The sequence below is a fragment of the Listeria swaminathanii genome (genome assembly GCF_014229645.1).
In the GTDB taxonomy this organism is placed as follows: Bacteria; Bacillota; Bacilli; order Lactobacillales; family Listeriaceae; genus Listeria; species Listeria swaminathanii.
In genome coordinates this window covers 903,968-921,899 of the sequence record NZ_JAATOD010000001.1, presented here as the reverse complement: position 1 = coordinate 921,899, position 17,932 = coordinate 903,968, and the positions used below count along the sequence as shown (strand labels likewise).

The 17,932-nt window shown below is 39.5% G+C and carries 16 protein-coding genes and 1 other annotated feature; of the genes, 3 read left to right on the top strand and 13 right to left on the bottom strand.

Annotated elements, in window-relative coordinates; translation table 11 throughout:
* Positions 1-59 precede the first annotated feature (59 nt).
* The 5 genes from HCX62_RS04660 to HCX62_RS04640 form a co-directional block, all read right to left on the bottom strand.
* Entirely contained in the window at positions 60-3,470 is a 3,411-nt protein-coding gene (locus HCX62_RS04660) for an FtsX-like permease family protein (protein WP_185637257.1), read from the bottom strand.
* 13 nt (positions 3,471-3,483) lie between these two features.
* Positions 3,484-4,185, bottom strand: a complete 702-nt coding sequence (locus tag HCX62_RS04655; RefSeq protein WP_185391189.1) for an ABC transporter ATP-binding protein — start codon at positions 4,183-4,185, stop codon at positions 3,484-3,486.
* A gap of 127 nt (positions 4,186-4,312) precedes the next feature.
* A complete protein-coding gene (gene pheT, locus HCX62_RS04650) occupies positions 4,313-6,721 on the bottom strand; it encodes a phenylalanine--tRNA ligase subunit beta (protein WP_185637255.1) in 2,409 nt (802 codons plus the stop codon).
* On the bottom strand, positions 6,721-7,773 hold the full coding sequence (gene pheS, locus HCX62_RS04645; RefSeq protein ID WP_185502642.1) for a phenylalanine--tRNA ligase subunit alpha: 1,053 nt from the start codon (positions 7,771-7,773) through the stop codon (positions 6,721-6,723). Before pheS ends, pheT begins: the two co-directional genes overlap by 1 nt.
* 45 nt (positions 7,774-7,818) lie before the next feature.
* Positions 7,819-8,048: a binding site (T-box leader), on the bottom strand.
* Between the two features lie 92 nt (positions 8,049-8,140).
* Positions 8,141-8,464 (bottom strand): winged helix-turn-helix transcriptional regulator, encoded by a 324-nt coding sequence (locus HCX62_RS04640; protein WP_003721618.1) that lies wholly within the window; start codon positions 8,462-8,464, stop codon positions 8,141-8,143.
* A 156-nt stretch (positions 8,465-8,620) separates the two neighbouring features.
* Between HCX62_RS04640 and HCX62_RS04635 the strand changes: the two genes are divergently transcribed.
* Positions 8,621-8,980, top strand: a complete 360-nt coding sequence (locus tag HCX62_RS04635) for a DUF6054 family protein (RefSeq protein WP_185637253.1) — start codon at positions 8,621-8,623, stop codon at positions 8,978-8,980.
* Positions 8,981-9,024: 44 nt separating this feature from the next.
* Here HCX62_RS04635 and HCX62_RS04630 read toward each other — a convergent pair whose 3' ends face one another.
* From HCX62_RS04630 to HCX62_RS04610, 5 genes are all read right to left on the bottom strand, one after another.
* On the bottom strand, positions 9,025-9,783 hold the full coding sequence (locus tag HCX62_RS04630) for a TrmH family RNA methyltransferase (RefSeq protein ID WP_185637251.1): 759 nt from the start codon (positions 9,781-9,783) through the stop codon (positions 9,025-9,027).
* A 25-nt stretch (positions 9,784-9,808) separates the two neighbouring features.
* Complete coding sequence (locus HCX62_RS04625) at positions 9,809-10,888, bottom strand: M42 family metallopeptidase (protein ID WP_185391186.1); 1,080 nt, start codon at positions 10,886-10,888, stop codon at positions 9,809-9,811.
* A gap of 110 nt (positions 10,889-10,998) precedes the next feature.
* Entirely contained in the window at positions 10,999-12,012 is a 1,014-nt protein-coding gene (locus HCX62_RS04620) for a glucosaminidase domain-containing protein (protein WP_221771385.1), read from the bottom strand.
* Between the two features lie 269 nt (positions 12,013-12,281).
* Positions 12,282-13,151, bottom strand: coding sequence for a glucosaminidase domain-containing protein (locus HCX62_RS04615; protein ID WP_185638026.1), 870 nt, complete (start codon positions 13,149-13,151; stop codon positions 12,282-12,284).
* Between the two features lie 316 nt (positions 13,152-13,467).
* Positions 13,468-13,989, bottom strand: coding sequence for an AAA family ATPase (locus HCX62_RS04610; RefSeq protein ID WP_185637249.1), 522 nt, complete (start codon positions 13,987-13,989; stop codon positions 13,468-13,470).
* Between the two features lie 88 nt (positions 13,990-14,077).
* On the opposite strand from HCX62_RS04610, the gene HCX62_RS04605 reads away from it, so the two are divergent.
* Together HCX62_RS04605 and HCX62_RS04600 are read left to right on the top strand one after the other, a co-directional pair.
* The gene (locus HCX62_RS04605; RefSeq protein WP_003761842.1) at positions 14,078-14,527 is read left to right on the top strand and encodes a DMT family transporter; all 450 of its coding nucleotides are present in this window, start codon (positions 14,078-14,080) and stop codon (positions 14,525-14,527) included.
* Between the two features lie 14 nt (positions 14,528-14,541).
* Positions 14,542-15,009, top strand: a complete 468-nt coding sequence (locus HCX62_RS04600) for a DMT family transporter (protein ID WP_185637247.1) — start codon at positions 14,542-14,544, stop codon at positions 15,007-15,009.
* Positions 15,010-15,051: 42 nt separating this feature from the next.
* Here the strand turns inward: HCX62_RS04600 and HCX62_RS04595 are convergent, their stop codons facing one another.
* From HCX62_RS04595 to HCX62_RS04585, 3 genes are read right to left on the bottom strand one after another with little or no spacing between them, the layout of a single operon-like run.
* Positions 15,052-15,618 (bottom strand): cob(I)yrinic acid a,c-diamide adenosyltransferase, encoded by a 567-nt coding sequence (locus tag HCX62_RS04595; RefSeq protein ID WP_185637245.1) that lies wholly within the window; start codon positions 15,616-15,618, stop codon positions 15,052-15,054.
* Positions 15,582-17,117, bottom strand: a complete 1,536-nt coding sequence (locus HCX62_RS04590; RefSeq protein WP_185637243.1) for a cobyric acid synthase — start codon at positions 17,115-17,117, stop codon at positions 15,582-15,584. Before HCX62_RS04590 ends, HCX62_RS04595 begins: the two co-directional genes overlap by 37 nt.
* The gene (locus HCX62_RS04585) at positions 17,117-17,923 is read right to left on the bottom strand and encodes an ATP-binding cassette domain-containing protein (protein WP_185637241.1); all 807 of its coding nucleotides are present in this window, start codon (positions 17,921-17,923) and stop codon (positions 17,117-17,119) included. The genes HCX62_RS04590 and HCX62_RS04585 overlap by 1 nt, the downstream gene beginning before the upstream one ends.
* Positions 17,924-17,932 lie beyond the last annotated feature (9 nt).

Here is a 17,932-nt window from a genome sequence, read left to right as displayed (position 1 = left end):
TTTATTTATTTTGAAGTCAAACAAAAAGAACTTGCCGTTAAAGCAAGTTCTTTTCATCATTATTCAACTGATTTTAGTGCTTCAATCATGTCGATTCGTTTGAGTTTAATGTGCATTACGACCATCACCACGGTTGCAAAAACAAGCGTGAGAATGCCGGAAAACAGATAACTTGTCCAGCTAATTGCTGGGCTAAACATCATTTGATCGACTTCTGCGGTGGTAATAATAAAGCGGTGCAAGAAGAAGCCGAGTACGAATCCAGTCACAATACCCATTAATGTTAAAATAATATTCTCGCGGTAAACGTACATCGTCACTTCTTTTGGATAAAAGCCAAGCACTTTGATGGTGGAAAGTTCGCGAATACGTTCAGATACATTAATATTGGTTAGGTTGTATAGAACGACAAATGCGAGAAGTGCGGCCGATGTGATGAGTACGACGATAACGATATTCAAGCTATCAAGCGTGTCTGTTAACATCGAACTAACGTTATTAGAAAAAGTAACATTGAGAACGGCTTTGCTATCTGTTAATTTTTCAGCAAAATCGCTTTCCACTTTTTCAGAAGTATCTTTTAACATTAATAAATCTAAATTATAGACAGGTTTTTCTTTGAAAATTTGCTGATAATATGTTGGTGTCATGTAAATATAGTGTAGTGCGTAGTTTTCTGTAATGGCACTCACTTTTATTTGGAACTTATCGTTATCGGCGTTTTTGACTGTAATGGTGTCGCCTGGTTTTACGTCAAAAAGTTTAGCCAGTTTTTCGGTGATGATTGCACCATCGTCTGTTAATTTTTCTGTTGTATGGCTGGCACGATCGCGTAATACGATATAATCTGGCAGTTCGTTTAAATTCTTAGGCACAATAATCGATGTAGCTTGCGCGGACTGCCCTGCTTTCACGGTATCGATATTGGTTTGTGACATATCGAGTTTGCTTTTGATATTGGAATCATTCATTAGTTCATCAAAATTATCTTTGGCTGTAGGTGGCGCACTCATATCTTGATAGACAGCGGCATCGTATTTCATTATTTGGCCGTATTGCATTTTAGCGATATCACTAATGGAGTTCCGGAGGCCAAAGCCAGTAAGGATTAACGCTGTACACCCTGCTACACCAAGAACAGTCATTAGCATCCGTTGTTTGTAGCGGAATAGGTTTCTAGCGGTTACTTTACTTGTAAAATTCATTCGTTTCCAAATAAATTGTATCCGTTCTAAGAAAATGCGTTTTCCGATTTTTGGTGCTTTAGGGCGCATTAATGTGGCAGCATTGGCCCGAAGTTCTGCGCGACAAGCTACATAAGCTGTAAATGTCGTACAGAATAAAGCGACAAATAAGGATAGCAAACTGTAGCTCCAGTAGAAGCCAATGTCAACTGACGGCATTTCGTACATTGATTTATAGGCGTTAAAAATGATATTCGGGAAGAACTGGAAGCCAATTAGTATTCCAAGTATGCTCCCAATTACACTCGCAAGCGAACCATAAACGAGGTATTTTAAAATAATGCTTCCATTAGAATAACCAAATGCTTTTAACGTTCCTATCTGTGTTCTTTGTTCTTCCACCATACGCGTCATCGTTGTTAAACAAACGAGCGCAGCGATTAGGAAAAAGAAGATTGGAAATGCGGTCGATAAGGAAGTTAGTCTATCGGCATTTTCTTTGTATTCGCTATAACCCGGATTATCATTACGATCTAATACATAATACTTTGGAAGTTCTAGCGTATCTAATTTTTCTTGACCGATTTTAACCTCTTTTTCGGCACTGGCTAGTTTTGGTTCTGCTTTTTGTTTTTCAGTTGTGAATAACGCTAGATTTTTTTCGTAAGTTGCTTGTCCGGCGTTTAATTTGGCAAGTGCGTTTTGTAGTTCTGTTTCGCCTGTTTCTTTGCCGGCAGCTAGTTGCGTTTTTGCTGCAGCGAGTTTTTTCGTTCCGGCTTGGTATTTTGCTAAGCCTGCTTGGTACGTATTTTTTGCTGCTTGTAACTCCTGCGTTTTTGCTTTTAGAGCTTGTTGACCTTGTTCTATTGTTTGTTTTTCTTTATCTAACGTTGCTCGTGCTGCTTGATATTCTTTTTGAGCATCCGTTACTTGTGCAAGGGCTTCATTTAATCCAGCACGAATTTCTGAATCGGAAATTGCGCCACTTTCATAGTCATTTAGCAGTTGGTTCATCGTTGCTTTATAAGTAGCTTGTTCTTTAGCGGAAAGTCCCAAATCTGCGGCAACACTATCAAATGCATTAAGTAAGCTCGCTCGATCTAACTCAATATTTGTTAAATCTGGCTGTTTTAAGGCGTTTTCTAGGGTAGATCTTGTATTGCGTAAGTAGCCATTGGTAGTATTTAAAAGATTATTTGCGTCTTCCCATGCGTCTTGACCTTCTTTTAACTCTACTTCCGCTTGGCTGATTGCTGCTTCGCCCTGGCTAATTTGTGGTTGGGCGGCGTCTAATTGTTTTTTCGCGCTAGCTAGTTCGGCTTCTCCGTTGCGGATTTCTGCCTCGCCTTGGCTAATTTTGGCATCATAACTTGTTTTCGCAGCTTGATACTCAGAAAAGCCGGCGTCTAACTGTGCTTTCGCGTCTGCTAGTTTCGCTTCGTTTGATTTTAGTTCTGCTTTTCCTTGATTAATTTCTTTCGTTGCATCGTTTAATTTCTGTTGTTCAGTTGCTTTTATTTTTTCTAAACGTTTTTCTGGTTGATTTTTCAAAGCTTTTTCAATGTTGTCTTTATCTTTTTCTTCATTAGATATATACGCGTCACTAAAAGCTTTCTCAGATGCTAAATTGGTGAAGGTTAAATTGGCGATAGTATATTCTGGTAGCGCAAAGTCTTGCTCTTGGATGACCCCGAATGCTTCGGTTTTCCCTTTGCCGACTGTGCTTGAGCCGCGTTCTGATTTTTGGATATAGGCTGGTGACTGGACGAAACCAACTACTTTATAGGTGGATTCTTTTAATGTATCTGTCAGCTTATTTCCATCACTTTTGACAAAAGTTACTTTATCACCTAGTTGGACGTTTTCGTGGATAAGTTTGTTATTATCCAGTGCAATTTCTCCAGATTTTTCAGGCAAACGACCTGTCACTACTTTATATTTATTGAGCTGATTATCCGCATTCAAAGAATATAATTTAGTAACGATATTTTTGTCTTGCATCAAGGTGTCTGCTGTATATCCGAGTTCCACTTGCTTCACGCCGTCCACTTTTTCAAGCGCTTGTTTGTCGGTTTGATCGATTCCATAGGTTGATTGTACGTTGAAATTGGCTAAATCATACTTATTGAAATAATTATTGGCGGTTAAAAGCATATCTGGGCCAGTTGCTTTTAGTCCAGAGAAAAAAGCAACCCCAAGCATAATAAGCATGAAAATCGAAATAAATCGGCTTTTCGAACGCCATATTTCACGGTAGATATCTTTCCATAATGCTGAACGTTTCACTGGTTGCTCCTTTCTACCATTCTAAGTTATCAATGGACATTGGCTCTGGATTTTCTTTGATACTGCGCACTTTTGCATTATTAATTTCAATAACTCGGTCAGCAATTGGTGTGATTGCTGTATTATGTGTAATGACGATTACGGTCGTTCCGGTTTTTTCACAGGTTTCTTGTAATAACTTTAAGACGGATTTCCCCGTATCGTAATCAAGTGCTCCTGTTGGTTCATCGCACAAGAGTAACTTCGGTGCTTTCGCTAATGCACGGGCGATGGCAACGCGCTGTTGTTCCCCACCTGATAACTGGGCTGGAAAATTGTCTAATCGGTGACTTAATCCAACTTGTGTCAAAACGGTTTCCGCGTCTAGTGCGTTAGGAGCGATTTGTGCCGCTAACTCGACATTTTCTTTCGCGGTTAAATTAGGAACTAAATTGTAAAATTGAAAAACAAAGCCGACATCTGTGCGGCGGTATTTCGTTAGTTGTTTTGCATTATATTGAGCAATATCTTGCCCATCTACCATGATTTTTCCTTCACTCGAACTATCCATCCCGCCTAATATGTTTAACACGGTGGATTTACCAGCTCCAGAAGGTCCAACGATAACAACAAATTCACCTTTATTTATCCCAAAATTGATTTTGTCATTAGCTGTAACAACATTCTCTCCCATTTGATAAAATTTAGAGACATCTTTCATTTCTACGTAGGTCATTTTCCTCGTCCTTTTCTCTCTGTCATGTGCCATAATTATAACATGTGGTATTTAAGTTAGTGAAGTACTAAATAAGGAAAGTAGCATAAAAAAACTAACCGGAGAAGTTCCAGTTAGTTTTTTTCATTTAGCGGATAATCGCATTTAGTTTTGTTTGTAATGCTTCCACTACTTTGTTCGTTGCTTTTTGGACGTCTTCTTCGACTAGCGTTCTTTCACTGTCTAGGAAAGTTAATGTGTATGCAAGCGATTTTTTATTTTCGCCAAGGCTTTCTCCTTCGAAAATATCAAATAGCTCGATATTGACTAATAAGTTTCCGCCGTGCTCTTTGATTACTTGAGAAATTGCAGCATGGTCGGTATCCTTGTCAACAAGTAAGGCTAAGTCGCGCGTCATTTCTGGGTAGCGTGGAATTGGATGATAAACAACTTTTTCTTTTGTTGCATCAAGTAAAGCCGCTACATTGATTTCAAATACATAGGTTTCTTTTAAATCATAGTTTGCTTCTACTGCTGGATGAAGCGCCCCAAGATAACCGATTTCTTGCCCTTCTAAAACGATGCTTGCTGTTCTTCCTGGATGCAGTTCTTCTTTTTCGGTTTGCTTCCAGTGCAGTTCAGCTTTAATTCCTAATTTGTTCACTAAACCTTCGACAATTCCTTTTAAAACGAAGAAGTCTACTGGTTTTGGTGTTTTTTGCCAATCTGCAACATGCCAGTTCCCAGTGATTAGGCCAGCTAAATGCTCTTGTTCGATTGGTAAATTGTCGCCTTCTGTTGCGTAGAACACGGTTCCCATTTCATAAAGTGCTACGTCCATATTTTTACGAGCGATATTATAACTTGCGCTACGAATTAATTGTGGGACGATACTTGTTCTTAAATGGCTATGTTCTTCACTCATTGGCATTGATAGCGCCACTGTTTTTTCATCAGATAATGCTAAACGAGTCGCATCTTTTTTGGAAGTTAAGGAATATGTTAACGCTTGGTTAAGTCCAGCTCCTTCTAAATAAGCGCGCATCACACGACGAGCTTTTTGGCTGTCTGATAAACCACCTGTTGTGCTTGTTGCTGGAAGAGTTACTGGAATTTCGTCATAGCCATAAATACGTGCTACTTCTTCTAAAATGTCCGCTTCAATTGTAATATCCCAACGTCTTGTTGGTACTTCGATGATCAATGTGTCATCTTTTACTTCTAACACAAATCCTAAACGAGCAAAAATAGTTTCGATTTCCGCAAGTGTAATCGCCGTTCCTAAAATACGGTTAATTCGCGTTAAGCTTGTTTCGATTTTATTTACTGCTTTTTCACGGTTATCTACTTCCACTACACCGCCAACAAGCGTTCCACCACTAAGTTCAGCGATTAATGCTCCGCCGTGCGCAAGTGCTTTTTCTACTTTCCAAGCATCAGAGCCTTTATCGTAACGAATACTTGCTTCGGTACGTAGGTATAATTCTCGTGATGCTTTACCGATAGAGGAACTACTGAAAATCGCACCTTCTAGCGCTACGGTTGTTGTGCTCTCTGTTACTTCGGAAAATTCGCCGCCCATAACACCAGCGATGGCAATTGGTTCTGTTCCGTTAGTAATAACTGTATGTCCCGCTTGTAATGTTCTTTTCTCGCCATCAAGTGTCGTAATTTCTTCTTGTTCTTTCGCAGAACGTACGACAATTTTTTTACTGCCGATTTTATCATAGTCAAATGAGTGCAAAGGTTGGCCGTATAATAAGTTGATGTAGTTGGTTACATCGACAACGTTATTATGTGGACGGATACCCGCTTTCATTAGTTTTGTTTGTAGCCACAGTGGTGATTCTTTGATTTCGATGTTTTCGATCATTTTAATCGCATAGTAAGGTGTGTCAGCTGGGTTTTCTACTTCTACAGAAATAAATGCATCAGCTTTACCTTTTTCGGATACGTCGGGCTGAGTTGGTTGGGCTGGTTTTTGATGGATAATCGCGCCAACCTCATGAGCTACGCCGTTCATGCTTAATGCGTCGGCACGGTTTGGAGTGATTGCCATATCAAGAATGGCATCATCTAAGCCAAGTAACGTGATTGCACTTACGCCTGTTTCAACATGTTCTGGTAATACGTAAATGCCATCTGCGTATGCTTTTGGCACGACTTTACTTTCAAAGCCAAGTTCTGCGAGTGAACAAATCATGCCTTCTGATACTTCGCCACGTAATTTAGCGCGTTTGATTTTAAGTCCGCCTGGAAGTCTTGCACCAACTTTGGCAACGATGACTTTTTGACCAGCGGCGACGTTTGGCGCTCCGCAGATAATTTGAACTGGTTCTGCTTCATCTGTTTGTACGAGACATTTATTTAATTTTTCTGCATCGGGGTGGCGTTCGCATGATAATACTTCGCCAACCACAACATTTTTCAAACTAGCGCTTAATTCTTCTACGCCTTCGATTTCAATACCTGTTCTTGTAATCGCTTCTCCTAGCTCTTCCGCCGTTAACGGGAAGTCTTGGAAAAATTCTTTGACCCAATTATATGAAACTAACATTAGATTTCCCCCGTTTCTGTACTTTGGAATTGCTTCGTAAAGCGTAAATCATTTGTATAAAGGTGGCGAATATCATCCACCGCATATTTCAACATTGCAACACGTTCAGGTCCTAAGCCGAAAGCAAAGCCGCTGTATCGAGTAGAATCAATTCCAGACATTTCAAGGACGTTTGGATGTACCATTCCGCTTCCTAAAATTTCAATCCAACCTGTTCCTTTACAAACGCGGCAACCTTTACCGCCACATTTGAAACAAGAGATATCCATTTCAACGGATGGCTCTGTGAACGGGAAGAATGATGGACGAAGACGAATTTCACGTTCTTCACCAAACATTGTTTTTGCAAGGACTGTTAGCGTTCCTTTTAAATCAGCAAAAGTGATGTTTTCGCCAACTACAAGCCCTTCGATTTGTGTAAATTGGTGCGAGTGCGTCGCGTCGTCATTATCACGGCGGTATACTTTCCCTGGGCAAATAACTTTGATTGGCCCTTTAGAGAAATCGTGTTTCTCCATTGTTCTTGCTTGTACGGGTGAAGTTTGGGTACGTAGTAAAGTATTTTCTGTAATATAGAAGCTATCTTGCATATCACGAGCTGGATGATCTTTTGGTAAGTTTAGCGCCTCGAAGTTGTAGTAATCTAATTCTACTTCTGGTCCTTCTGCGATTTCGTAGCCCATACCAATGAACATATCTTCCATTTCTTCAATTACTTGTGTTAAAAGGTGTTTTGTTCCGATGCTTGGAGCAGTCCCTGGTAACGTAACGTCGATAGTTTCTGATTTTAGTTTTTCATTGATTGCGGCTGTTTCGAGAATTTGTTGCTTGCTGGAAATAGCTTCTGTTAAAGCTGTACGAACTTCATTAGCAAGCGAACCCATTTTTGGTCTTTCTTCTGCGGAAAGTTTCCCCATTTGTTTCATAATTTCGGTCATCGGGCCTTTTTTACCAAGGTATTTTACTCGTAAGTCGTTTAAAGTTTTTAAGTCTGATGCTTCGTTGATTTGTGTTTCTGCTTCACTTTTCAGCGTCTGTAACTGTTCTAACATACCGTTCACTCCTTCTTTTTAGACAAAATAAAAAAGCTCTATCCACAAAGGGACGAGACTTCTCGCGGTACCACCCTAATAAGAACAAAAAAATTGTTCCCACTCATGATTCGATAACGGCTTAGTAACCGGACCACCTTCACACGTTGCGTGCTTCCCGGCGGCGACTCCAGAGGTGAAATGTTCACAAATTTGTTTGTAAAGTGGCTTTCAGTCTTTGACCACTTCTCCCTATACAGACTCAGTTTGCTACTTGGCTCTTTCATTGTCTTTACTTATTTAGATAGTTTCTATTATAGTATGGTTCTACGAAAGATTCAAGCTAAAAAATAATCTCCCCCAATTTAACAGGAGAGATTATTTCTTTTTAATTAGGTACTTCCACCCATTTATCCGCCCAACACTGGACTTCAAGCATTACTTCTTGGAGTGCTTTGCCTTTTTCGGTTAGTTCATATTCAATGCGTACAGGAGTTTCTGGATAAACTTGTCTCAAGCAAATATCCATTTCCTCAAGTTCCTTCAAACGTTCTGCAAGCACCCGATCACTCATTTGTGGGATCTCAGCGGCAACTTGTTTAAACCTTTTTGGACCAGTCAGTAAGACATTGATGATAAGTCCAGTCCAGCGTTTACCTAGTAATTGGAACGCCGATTCAAACTTCGGACATACTGTATGTGCATCAGTCATAATTCTCACCTCTAACGTTATTGTACCATATCTATCATCAGAAAGTAACTAATAAATGTTATGTTGCTTATATTTAGTAAGTTGAAATACCATTGACCAAAATATCCTTCTGGCTTAAAATATAACTAAGATAGATTTATTAAGGAGGCGGCTATAATGCCATCTATTAGATACATTGTCAAAACTGATGTTACTGAAACCTTCGAAATAATCAAAGCAGGTCAAGCTGGATCGAATATCGTGTTTTCTGAGATTAGAACGTTTGATTTTGGCGAACTTGCGACTCTTGCTTGCGAAAAATTTTATTTGCGCTCTTCTAATCGAGCGGCACTTTTCGTTAATATTAATAATTTCCACGGCGAAACGGAAGTAACGATTATCTCGACAGGTAGTTCGAATAGCTTCTTCACTGGCATTGACTGGGGAGCAGCATTTGATTACATGCATAGCGTTGTAGCTGATTTAAAACGTGTTGCGATTCGCGAAGTAAAAATGGAAAAACAAGAAGAAATCTAAAAAAGTGGTGACTAAGTCGGAATGAACTTAGTCACCACTTTTTATTATTTTCGTAAACCGTACAGTAAAATTCCTGCTGCAACAGCTACATTTAAAGACTCGCTGTCGCCGTAAATAGGAATGTAGACTTTTTCAGAAAGACGATCTTGTAATTCCGGAGAAATACCGTTTCCTTCATTTCCAACCATCAAAGCTAATGTTTCGCGTTTTGGCATGTCGTTTAATGATTTCGCTTGGTCATCTAAAACTGCGCCAATTACAGGAACACCTTCTTCTTCTAAATTGGAAATCCAATCAAATAAATCTGCTTGAATAACAGGAATGTGAAAATGGCTACCTTGTGTACTACGAATTACTTTTGGATTATATAGGTCTGCACTACCTCGGCCGAGCACGACACAATCATAACCAGCAGCATCAGCCGTACGAATTAACGTACCAACATTCCCTGGATCTTGTACTGCGTCTACAAGTAATAATTTCTTACCATATAAAAGCATCATATCTGGCTCAGAAGTGGAGACTACGGCAAAGACGCCTTGCTCTGTCATTGTTTCGCTAATTAAGTGGCTGATTTCTGTACTGATTTCAAACACATCATAATCGCCTTTTAACCACTCTTCTGGAACAGAAACACCACTTGAAACAAGCAGCTCCAGTACTAAACCATCTTGACGTAGTGCTTCTTCTACTAAATGAAAGCCTTCCACCAAATAAGTTCCAGTTTTATCGCGGCCTTTTCTCGTTTGCAATTTTTTCCATGTTTTGACACGGTCGTTTTTTACTGATTGAATCTGTTCCATTAAAGTTGTCCTCTTTTCTCGAAACTCAACCTAAGCGAATTTCTGTTACTTTTTCTTTATCTAAACGTTTGACTACTTCGGTAATTAGTTTCACTGCATTTTCAAAATCGTCGCGATGTAGCATCGAGGAATGAGAATGAATGTAGCGTGTTGCAATGGTAATCGATAGTGACGGGATTCCGTTTCCTGTTAAATGAATCGAACCAGAATCCGTTCCACCCATTGGAATTGCTTCAAATTGGTAAGGAATGGATAATTCGTCTGCTACGTCCGTTACAAAATCGCGGAGACCAGCGTGTGCTACCATTGATGCGTCGTAAATAACGATTTGTGGACCTTCGCCCATTTTGCTCATCGCTTCTTTGTCGGTTACGCCCGGAGTATCTCCCGCGATGCCAACATCAACAGCAAAACCGATATCTGGTTGTACGAAATGTGCGGCTGTTTTCGCGCCACGTAAACCGACTTCTTCTTGAACCGTTCCAACGCCGTAAACGATATTTGGATGTTGTTCTTTTTGTAAGTTTTTAAGTACTTCAATGGCAATTGCAAGGCCAATACGGTTATCCCATGCTTTCGCCAGTAGGAATTTCTCGTTTTTCATTACAGTAAAATCAAAAGCGGGAACGATCATGTCGCCAGGACGGATGCCGTAGCTTTCCACTTCTGCTTTATCTACTGCGCCAACATCAATAAACATATCTTTAATATCAAATGATTTTTGGCGTTCTGCAGCTGTCATAACGTGTGGTGGTTTAGAACCGATAACCCCTGTGATTTCTTCGCCGGAACGCGTCACGATGGTTACTTTTTGTGCGAGCATTACTTGAGAAACCCAGCCGCCCACTGTTTGAAATTTAATAAAGCCTTTATCGTCAATTTGCGTTACCATAAAGCCTACTTCATCTAAATGGCCAGCAATCATAATTTTAGGTCCATCTTCGTTGCCAACTTTTTTCGCCACAGCACTTCCTAAGCCGTCTGTTTCAAAACTATCCGCTAGTGGTTCGATATATTCGCGGAACACGTTTCTTACTGCGCGCTCGTTACCGGGAATACCTTTTGCATCGGTTAGTGCTTTTAACATTTTTAATTGTTCATCCATATTAATACCCCTCCTTATAAACTCCTTTTACATTATAACAGTTTCTTTCTAAAAATCCTTTGAAAACGCAAAAAAAGCCGAGTAATCTATTCAGCTTTTTTGTGCGTTACTTACCATACAATGGATTGGACGTTAAGTAAAGGTAAATTAAAGGCTGTTTTTTCTTTTGTGTCAGCCTTCGCTAATTTGGTTTTGTGTAGTTCGGATGTATCGATATCCATGTTGATGACTAGGCGGTTTTGATCATCCGTTTTTAATAATGCATCAACCGTTGGCGAATAGTCTTCTAATTGATAGAAGTTTTTAATCGACGTACTTTCAATCCAACCGATTGATTCCCCGTTTTGATGGATTTGGTACCAAGTAATATTAGAGTCGGTTACTTTTACTTCTTGATTAATCGAAACTTGGCGACCAAAATATTTTGTCGTACTTGCTACGGGGTTCGCTCCTTTAGTACCACCTGGCGCGGACCAAACAAAGCAATTATCTTTGATAGCTACTTCACCGGCAGCTTTGATTGCTTTATCAGATACACGTTCGCTATAAACGGTATCGTATTTATTTAAATTTGCTTTTTTAATGAGATCAATTAGTTTTGCTGCATACTCTGGGTCTGATGAATAGCCAGTTTTGCCAAGAGCAACAGCTGCTTTTTCAAAGTTGTATTCTTTGATTAATCCACCATATAAATGCGGGTTCCATGATGGGCCATTGACAAATAAAAGTGCGTGGTCATTCATGGATTCATACCAGCCTGGATACGCGCGGAAAACAGCATCTGTTCCAACCCAAACAACACCATTGTGTTCTTTTGTTGGTAATTTAATCGATGCTCCATTATAAGAACCTTTAATTCCGAATAAATTATTACCGTCTTTTGCTAGTTTACTTTCGCCCCAATTAGATTCTAGGATTGCTTGCGAAATAGTAATACTTGCTAAAATACCATGTTCTTTTTGCACTTTTTGAGCATGCGGCGCAATCTCATTAATAAACTTCTCTTGCTTGGAAGTCAGGCCGTCCTCTAGACCAGCAGCTTGGGAGTGGATTGGTAAGGCGCATAATGTAATTGTAATTCCGAGACCAATTGTCACCAAATGCTTCTTTGCGAGCTGTAACATAATGATTTATTGCACATCCTTCTTTGAGTTATCCTTCCAGCTTTTGAAAAACTGGAAACAGGTGTTCTTTAAAACAACTATTTCATTCTATCAAACCAGCCTTGTAATACACATTACTTTTACATTACTTATGTTACAATTCGGGCTTAGCGCTTTGATAGAGCAATTCTAGAAAGATGACTCTGATGAAAATAAAAAAGAAAAAGAGCTTGAAAAGGACTTTTTGCCTATAAATAAGACAAGTCATTTTGCTCTTTTTCGGTTATTTTCTATTTTTTTGCGATTAATTCTTGTTTTACCCAACCAATTGGCTCAGTATCTACGGAAATCTGGTACCAAACGCCACTATCGGTCTTTGCTTCGCGTAAAATTTTCAAATCTTCACGTTTATAGTAGTTAATTTCCTCTACTTTTAACGCGCCAGCTAGTCCATATGGCTTGGTCCAAATCGCGCCAGATACGTCTTTTTCTACTTTGCCGTAGCCCGTTGATTTTGTATCATAGTAAATTTTGTCTTCAATGCGATCGTATAATGCTAGATCATATTTTTCGATAATATTGATTAATTTCTCTGCATAATCCGGGTCTGTTGCGTAGCCTGCTGATTGTAATTCTTGCGCGGCTTTTTTATAATCATCTGCTGCAACGACGCCGTTATATTTATCTTTATTCCAGGAAGTACCTTTCAAAAAAAGTTCTGCATGCGAATCGAGTGACTCGTTCCAATCTTTGTATTTTCGGAAATTGGCATTGATTTCAATCCACTCGCCGTCTACAAATTCTTTGGTCGTCATCGTTACCATTGGTTGCGGAGATTTACCTTTTACCCCGAATAAATTATTGCCTTTTTGGGCTAAACCGCTTTGGCCCCAGTCAGATTCCAAAATTGCTTGGGCTAGAGTTATGCTTGTTAAAATGCCATGCTTTGCTTGAATTTCTTGCGCACGTGGCGAAAGTTCATTTAGGAAGTTTTGCTGTTTGGAATGAAATGCCGGGTCCGGTTCTGGTGCTGTCATAATTAAGTATTGCTGTCTAACAACGGATGCAATGACACCTACTAAAATAACTAGAAGTAAAATTCCCGCTATTCCAATTAGCCTTTTTTGCTTCTTCTTTTTGGATAATTTTCTATATTTCAGATGTCGTCACGCCTTTCTGTCTACGAATCCCTTGATGGTACTAGAATACGTTACTTTTACTACAATTGCAATCCATCTGGGGGTCTATTTTAAGGAATTTAAGAAATCTTTAACATTTATATGATTAGGTTAAATTATTGCTATTAAGCTATTATCCGTGTCATTGATATGAACATTTCTTCATTTTGTAACATTTGCCATCATTTAGTCATATAAAATTGCTGCGATTTTCTGAATATATATTTTTCGGGTATAAAAAACCGTCTTTCTTCTATATATAAGAGCGAATTGTAGTAAGCAGAAAATATGCATTCTTTTAACGGCTCGAGATTATTTGCAAAATGTTTTCCTGAATGTCTTGGAGTTCTGCTTTTTCTTTGATAATCAGCCATTTTTTTGGATTTTGAGTGATTTTCGCGGTAATGAGTGGTTTGGTTCGTTGGTCGAATAGCTTATCCCAGTAAAACATTTTCTTTAGCATCTTTAAACGGACTGGATAGTGTGCGGCTTCTAGTCGTAGTATTTGTTTGATTTGGCGTTTGACTAGTTGGGAACGGATTTGGTTTTTAGGTAAATCAAGGAAAATGACAATATCGGCTTGAGTAATGCTTTCGTTTGTCCATTCTTCTAAATGAACGCCTTCGATAATCCAGTTTTCATTTTGGAGGATGTTATTTAGTACGGCTGACTTTTCGACGTCGGTTCGTCTTACTTCCGTCTCTTCTCGTTTCCAAACAATGCGGTCGGTTTCAAAATAGTCGATTTGTTGCCACTCGGAAAGTTTTTTGGCTAGCGTCGTTTTACCGCTTCCAACTGATCCGATAATACGAATTTTCATAAAAAAACCTCACTTTGAATTAAATACTATCTTTTTGCCCCTCTTTTATTTTATAATTATCTCATTGTGATAAAAGGGAGGGAAATTTTTGATTATATTATTTATTGTATCAGGTCTGTTAGCTGGGATGGTATTACCAGTTCAAACGGCCATTAATACGCGACTTAGTACATATACGAAATCCCCGTTTTTAGCTTCGTGGGTTTCTTTTATGGTCGGAACAACGGTTTTACTTATTGTTTGCTTATTTACACAAAAATCATGGCCAATATCATCAGAAATGATTGCCTCAAATCCTTGGTATATCTGGGTTGGTGGTGGAACATTAGGCGTTATTTTCTTAACAGCTAATATTTTACTCTTACCGCGACTTGGTTCTGCCCTGCTTGTAATGATTACGGTTTGTGGACAAATGATTATGGCTATTGTAATTGATAACTTTGGTTTATTTCAAGTACCAATGCATGAAATTAACATCGAACGTTTACTTGGTGTTATTTTAATGTTCGGCGGCATTTACTTGATGCAACGATTTTAAAAGGAGGAGAAAACATGACAAAAAGATCATCCAAATCATTATTACTGTTTATGGCAATGGGACTTGTTTCTGGACTACTTTCACCGATTCAAACGTCGATTAATAGCCAACTTCGGCTAACTGTCGGTTCTCCTTTTGTGGCATCATTTATTTCTTTTTTAGTTGGGACGACTTTACTTACAATTGTTTGTTTAATTGTGGAGCGTCGTTTGACTTTTCAACTGAAAGGGGTCGGTCGGATTCCTTGGTGGGTTTTCACTGGCGGTGCGCTTGGAGTACTCTTTGTAACATCTAACATTTTACTTTTACCATTGCTCGGCTCGGCAATGACAGTTGTTTTAGCTCTTTGTGGGCAAATGATTATCGCGCTTATTATTGATCATTTTGGCTTTTTCGGGGTTATTCCTCATCCGATTAACCGTTACCGAATGATTGGTGTGTTGTTAATGCTCGTTGGCGTATTTTTAATTCAACGCTTTTAAAAAGGAAAACCTCTCCGGATTTAGGTCTGGAGAGGTTTTTTATTATTTCTTTTTATTGCGGAAAACGAGTTCAGAATTTTTGTAGAAAATATCTGTTTCGCCAGCGCGGTAATTGACGACTCTGGCTACAGCGAAAAAGTAATCGGATAAGCGATTGACGTATTTTAACACTTCTTCGTTGCTGGAAGCGATTTTTAGCATGCCAACGATTTCGCGTTCGGCTCTTCTTGTTACGGTTCTAGCCATGTGCAGTAATGAAGCCGCTTGCGTTCCGCCTGGTAGGATGAATTTCTCAATTTCTGGTGGTTCGTCGGCGTAGATATCAATTCGGTCTTCTAGCCAAGCAACAGGCTCGTTCGTAAGTTTATAGGCGCGCTTACCTTCTTCGGTTGCAAGATCTCCTCCTGCATCAAATAATTGTTGTTGAATTTGCTCGAGTTCGGCTTGGATTTCTGGTTCACTTCCAAGGGTTGTTATTGTGTAACCGATGAGCGAATTAAGTTCATCCAAGGTGCCGTATGCATCAATGCGAATATTGTCTTTACTTACTTTGCTCCCCCCGATAATTCTGGTCATTCCTTTATCGCCGGTTTTGGTGTAGATACGCATATTTTTTCTCCTTTCATGATTTTTTCTAATTGGTCCATTTGGATATTTGCTTCTAAAAGGGCCGCTAGTTTGTTATATTCTTGTTCTTTGTGTTCTTTCAGTTTGATGATTTCATGTGGATAAATTGATTTGTTTTTGTGTGCTAGTAGTTCGTTGAAGAGATTTCCTAAGAAAATGGCGTTATCAAAAATACCGTGGATGTAAGTTCCAATGATATTTTTGTTAGCGGAAATGGCGCCGTCTTGATGGATTTCTTGGTTGCTGTTCACTGCTTTAATTTCGCAAAATGGGTTGGTGTTCTCGCCGCGTTTTGTCTGGCCCATATGGATTTCGTATCCTTCAACTGGCTCGCCGGAAAGTGTCACGCCAGTAATTTGGGTAGTACGTTTTTGGTCATGGAAAATGGTTTCGGTGTCTAATAAGCCAAGTCCAGCAATTTCGAGTTGTTTACTTTCCACTTGATTTGGATCGAGCATCTTTTGACCGAGCATTTGATAGCCACCGCAAATCCCAATCACTTTTCCAGCATTTTCAGCGTAGTTTTGAATGGCTTTTTTCAATCCGGATTCTTCGAGAAAGGCCATATCTTCTAGCGTATTTTTACTGCCAGGAATAATCACTAAATCTGGATTTCCAAAATCAGCTAAGCTTCGTATGTAACGCACACTTATCTCCGGTTGAATTTCTAGAATATGGAAATCTGTGAAATTAGATATGCGTGGTAAACAAATAATCGCAATATCAAGCAAAGCTGAACTGTCTGGCACGTAGTTTTTTCCGCTAAGTGACACACTGTCCTCTTCTTCCAGTTGGAGATGCGCATATGGGATGACGCCGATAACTGGGACATTCGTGAGTTCTTCAATCATATCAATCCCCGGTTGCAAAAGCGCCACATCGCCGCGGAATTTATTGATGATTACCCCTTTAATCCTAGCACGTTCTTCTTCTTTCAAGAGCATGATTGTGCCATAAATCGAAGCAAACACGCCACCTTTGTCGATATCCGCCACTAAAACGACGGGTGCATCGACCATTTTTGCCATGCCCATATTCACGATATCGCGGTCGTTTAAATTGATTTCGGCAGGGCTTCCGGCACCTTCTAGTACAATAATATCATTTTCATCCGCCAAACTCTGGTAAACTGCTTGGATTTTTGGGATAAGTGTTTGTTTGAAATCGTGGTACGTCACGGCATCCATATTATCTAAAATCGAACCCATAAAAATGACTTGTGACTGGCGATCATTGGTCGGTTTAAGTAACACGGGATTCATCCGGACATCTGGGAACACGCCGGCCGCTTCTGCTTGGAACACTTGCGCCCGCCCCATTTCATCCCCGGTTGCTGTAATAAAAGAATTAAGCGACATATTTTGCGATTTAAACGGAACGACTCGCTTGCCTTTATTTTTGAACAGACGGCATAATCCCGCAACTAGCACGCTTTTTCCCGCGTCGGAAGCCGTGCCTTGAATCATTATTTGCTTTACCATTAATCAGTCACCTTCCCCGTATGCGCGAAAAAATCGGCTTCTTTTTTGAACAGTGGATAGCCAGCTTGTTGGTGTAATTTGATTAACCAGGGCTGAACTAAACCTGCTTGTTCGATATTGCTTTTCTCTAAGAAAACACTGCTTGTTTCCCCGTTTGTGAGAACAGCTCCATCTTTTAACATATACACGTAATCGCATATTTCATAAATTAAATCGATATCATGGCTTGAAATAAGGATCTTTTTCCCTTGATTTGCCAGACGTTCGATAATTTCCATCATGATTTTTTTGCCGATGGGATCAAGTCCGGCGGTTGGTTCATCTAGCAGTAACCAATCTGTGTCAAGAACAAGGGCGCCGGCAATCGCGACACGTTTTTTTTGGCCATAACTTAAATATTGGACTGGTTTATTTTGAAATTCCGTTGCACCAACAATCTCAAGCACATTCGTCACGCGCGATTCTACTTCACTTTCACTCACGCCTAAATTTCTAAGCGCAAAAGCCACATCGTCACGCACATTCGAATAAAAGATTTGTTGATCCGGATCTTGGAAAACGATGCTCACTTTTTTCCGCAAAGCAAACAGTGCTTTTTTATCGTAAGAAAGTGGTTTTCCGTCAAAATAAACTTTACCAGAAGTTGGCTTGTTAATGCCTAATAGCTGCATAAAAAGTGTCGATTTACCGGAGCCATTCGCACCAATAAGGCCGATAATATTGCCTTTTTCTAAATCAATTGAAACATCCGTTAAGGCTTGTTTGCCATCTTCGTATTGGAATGAAATATGTTCTGTTTTAAGCAAATTGGCTTC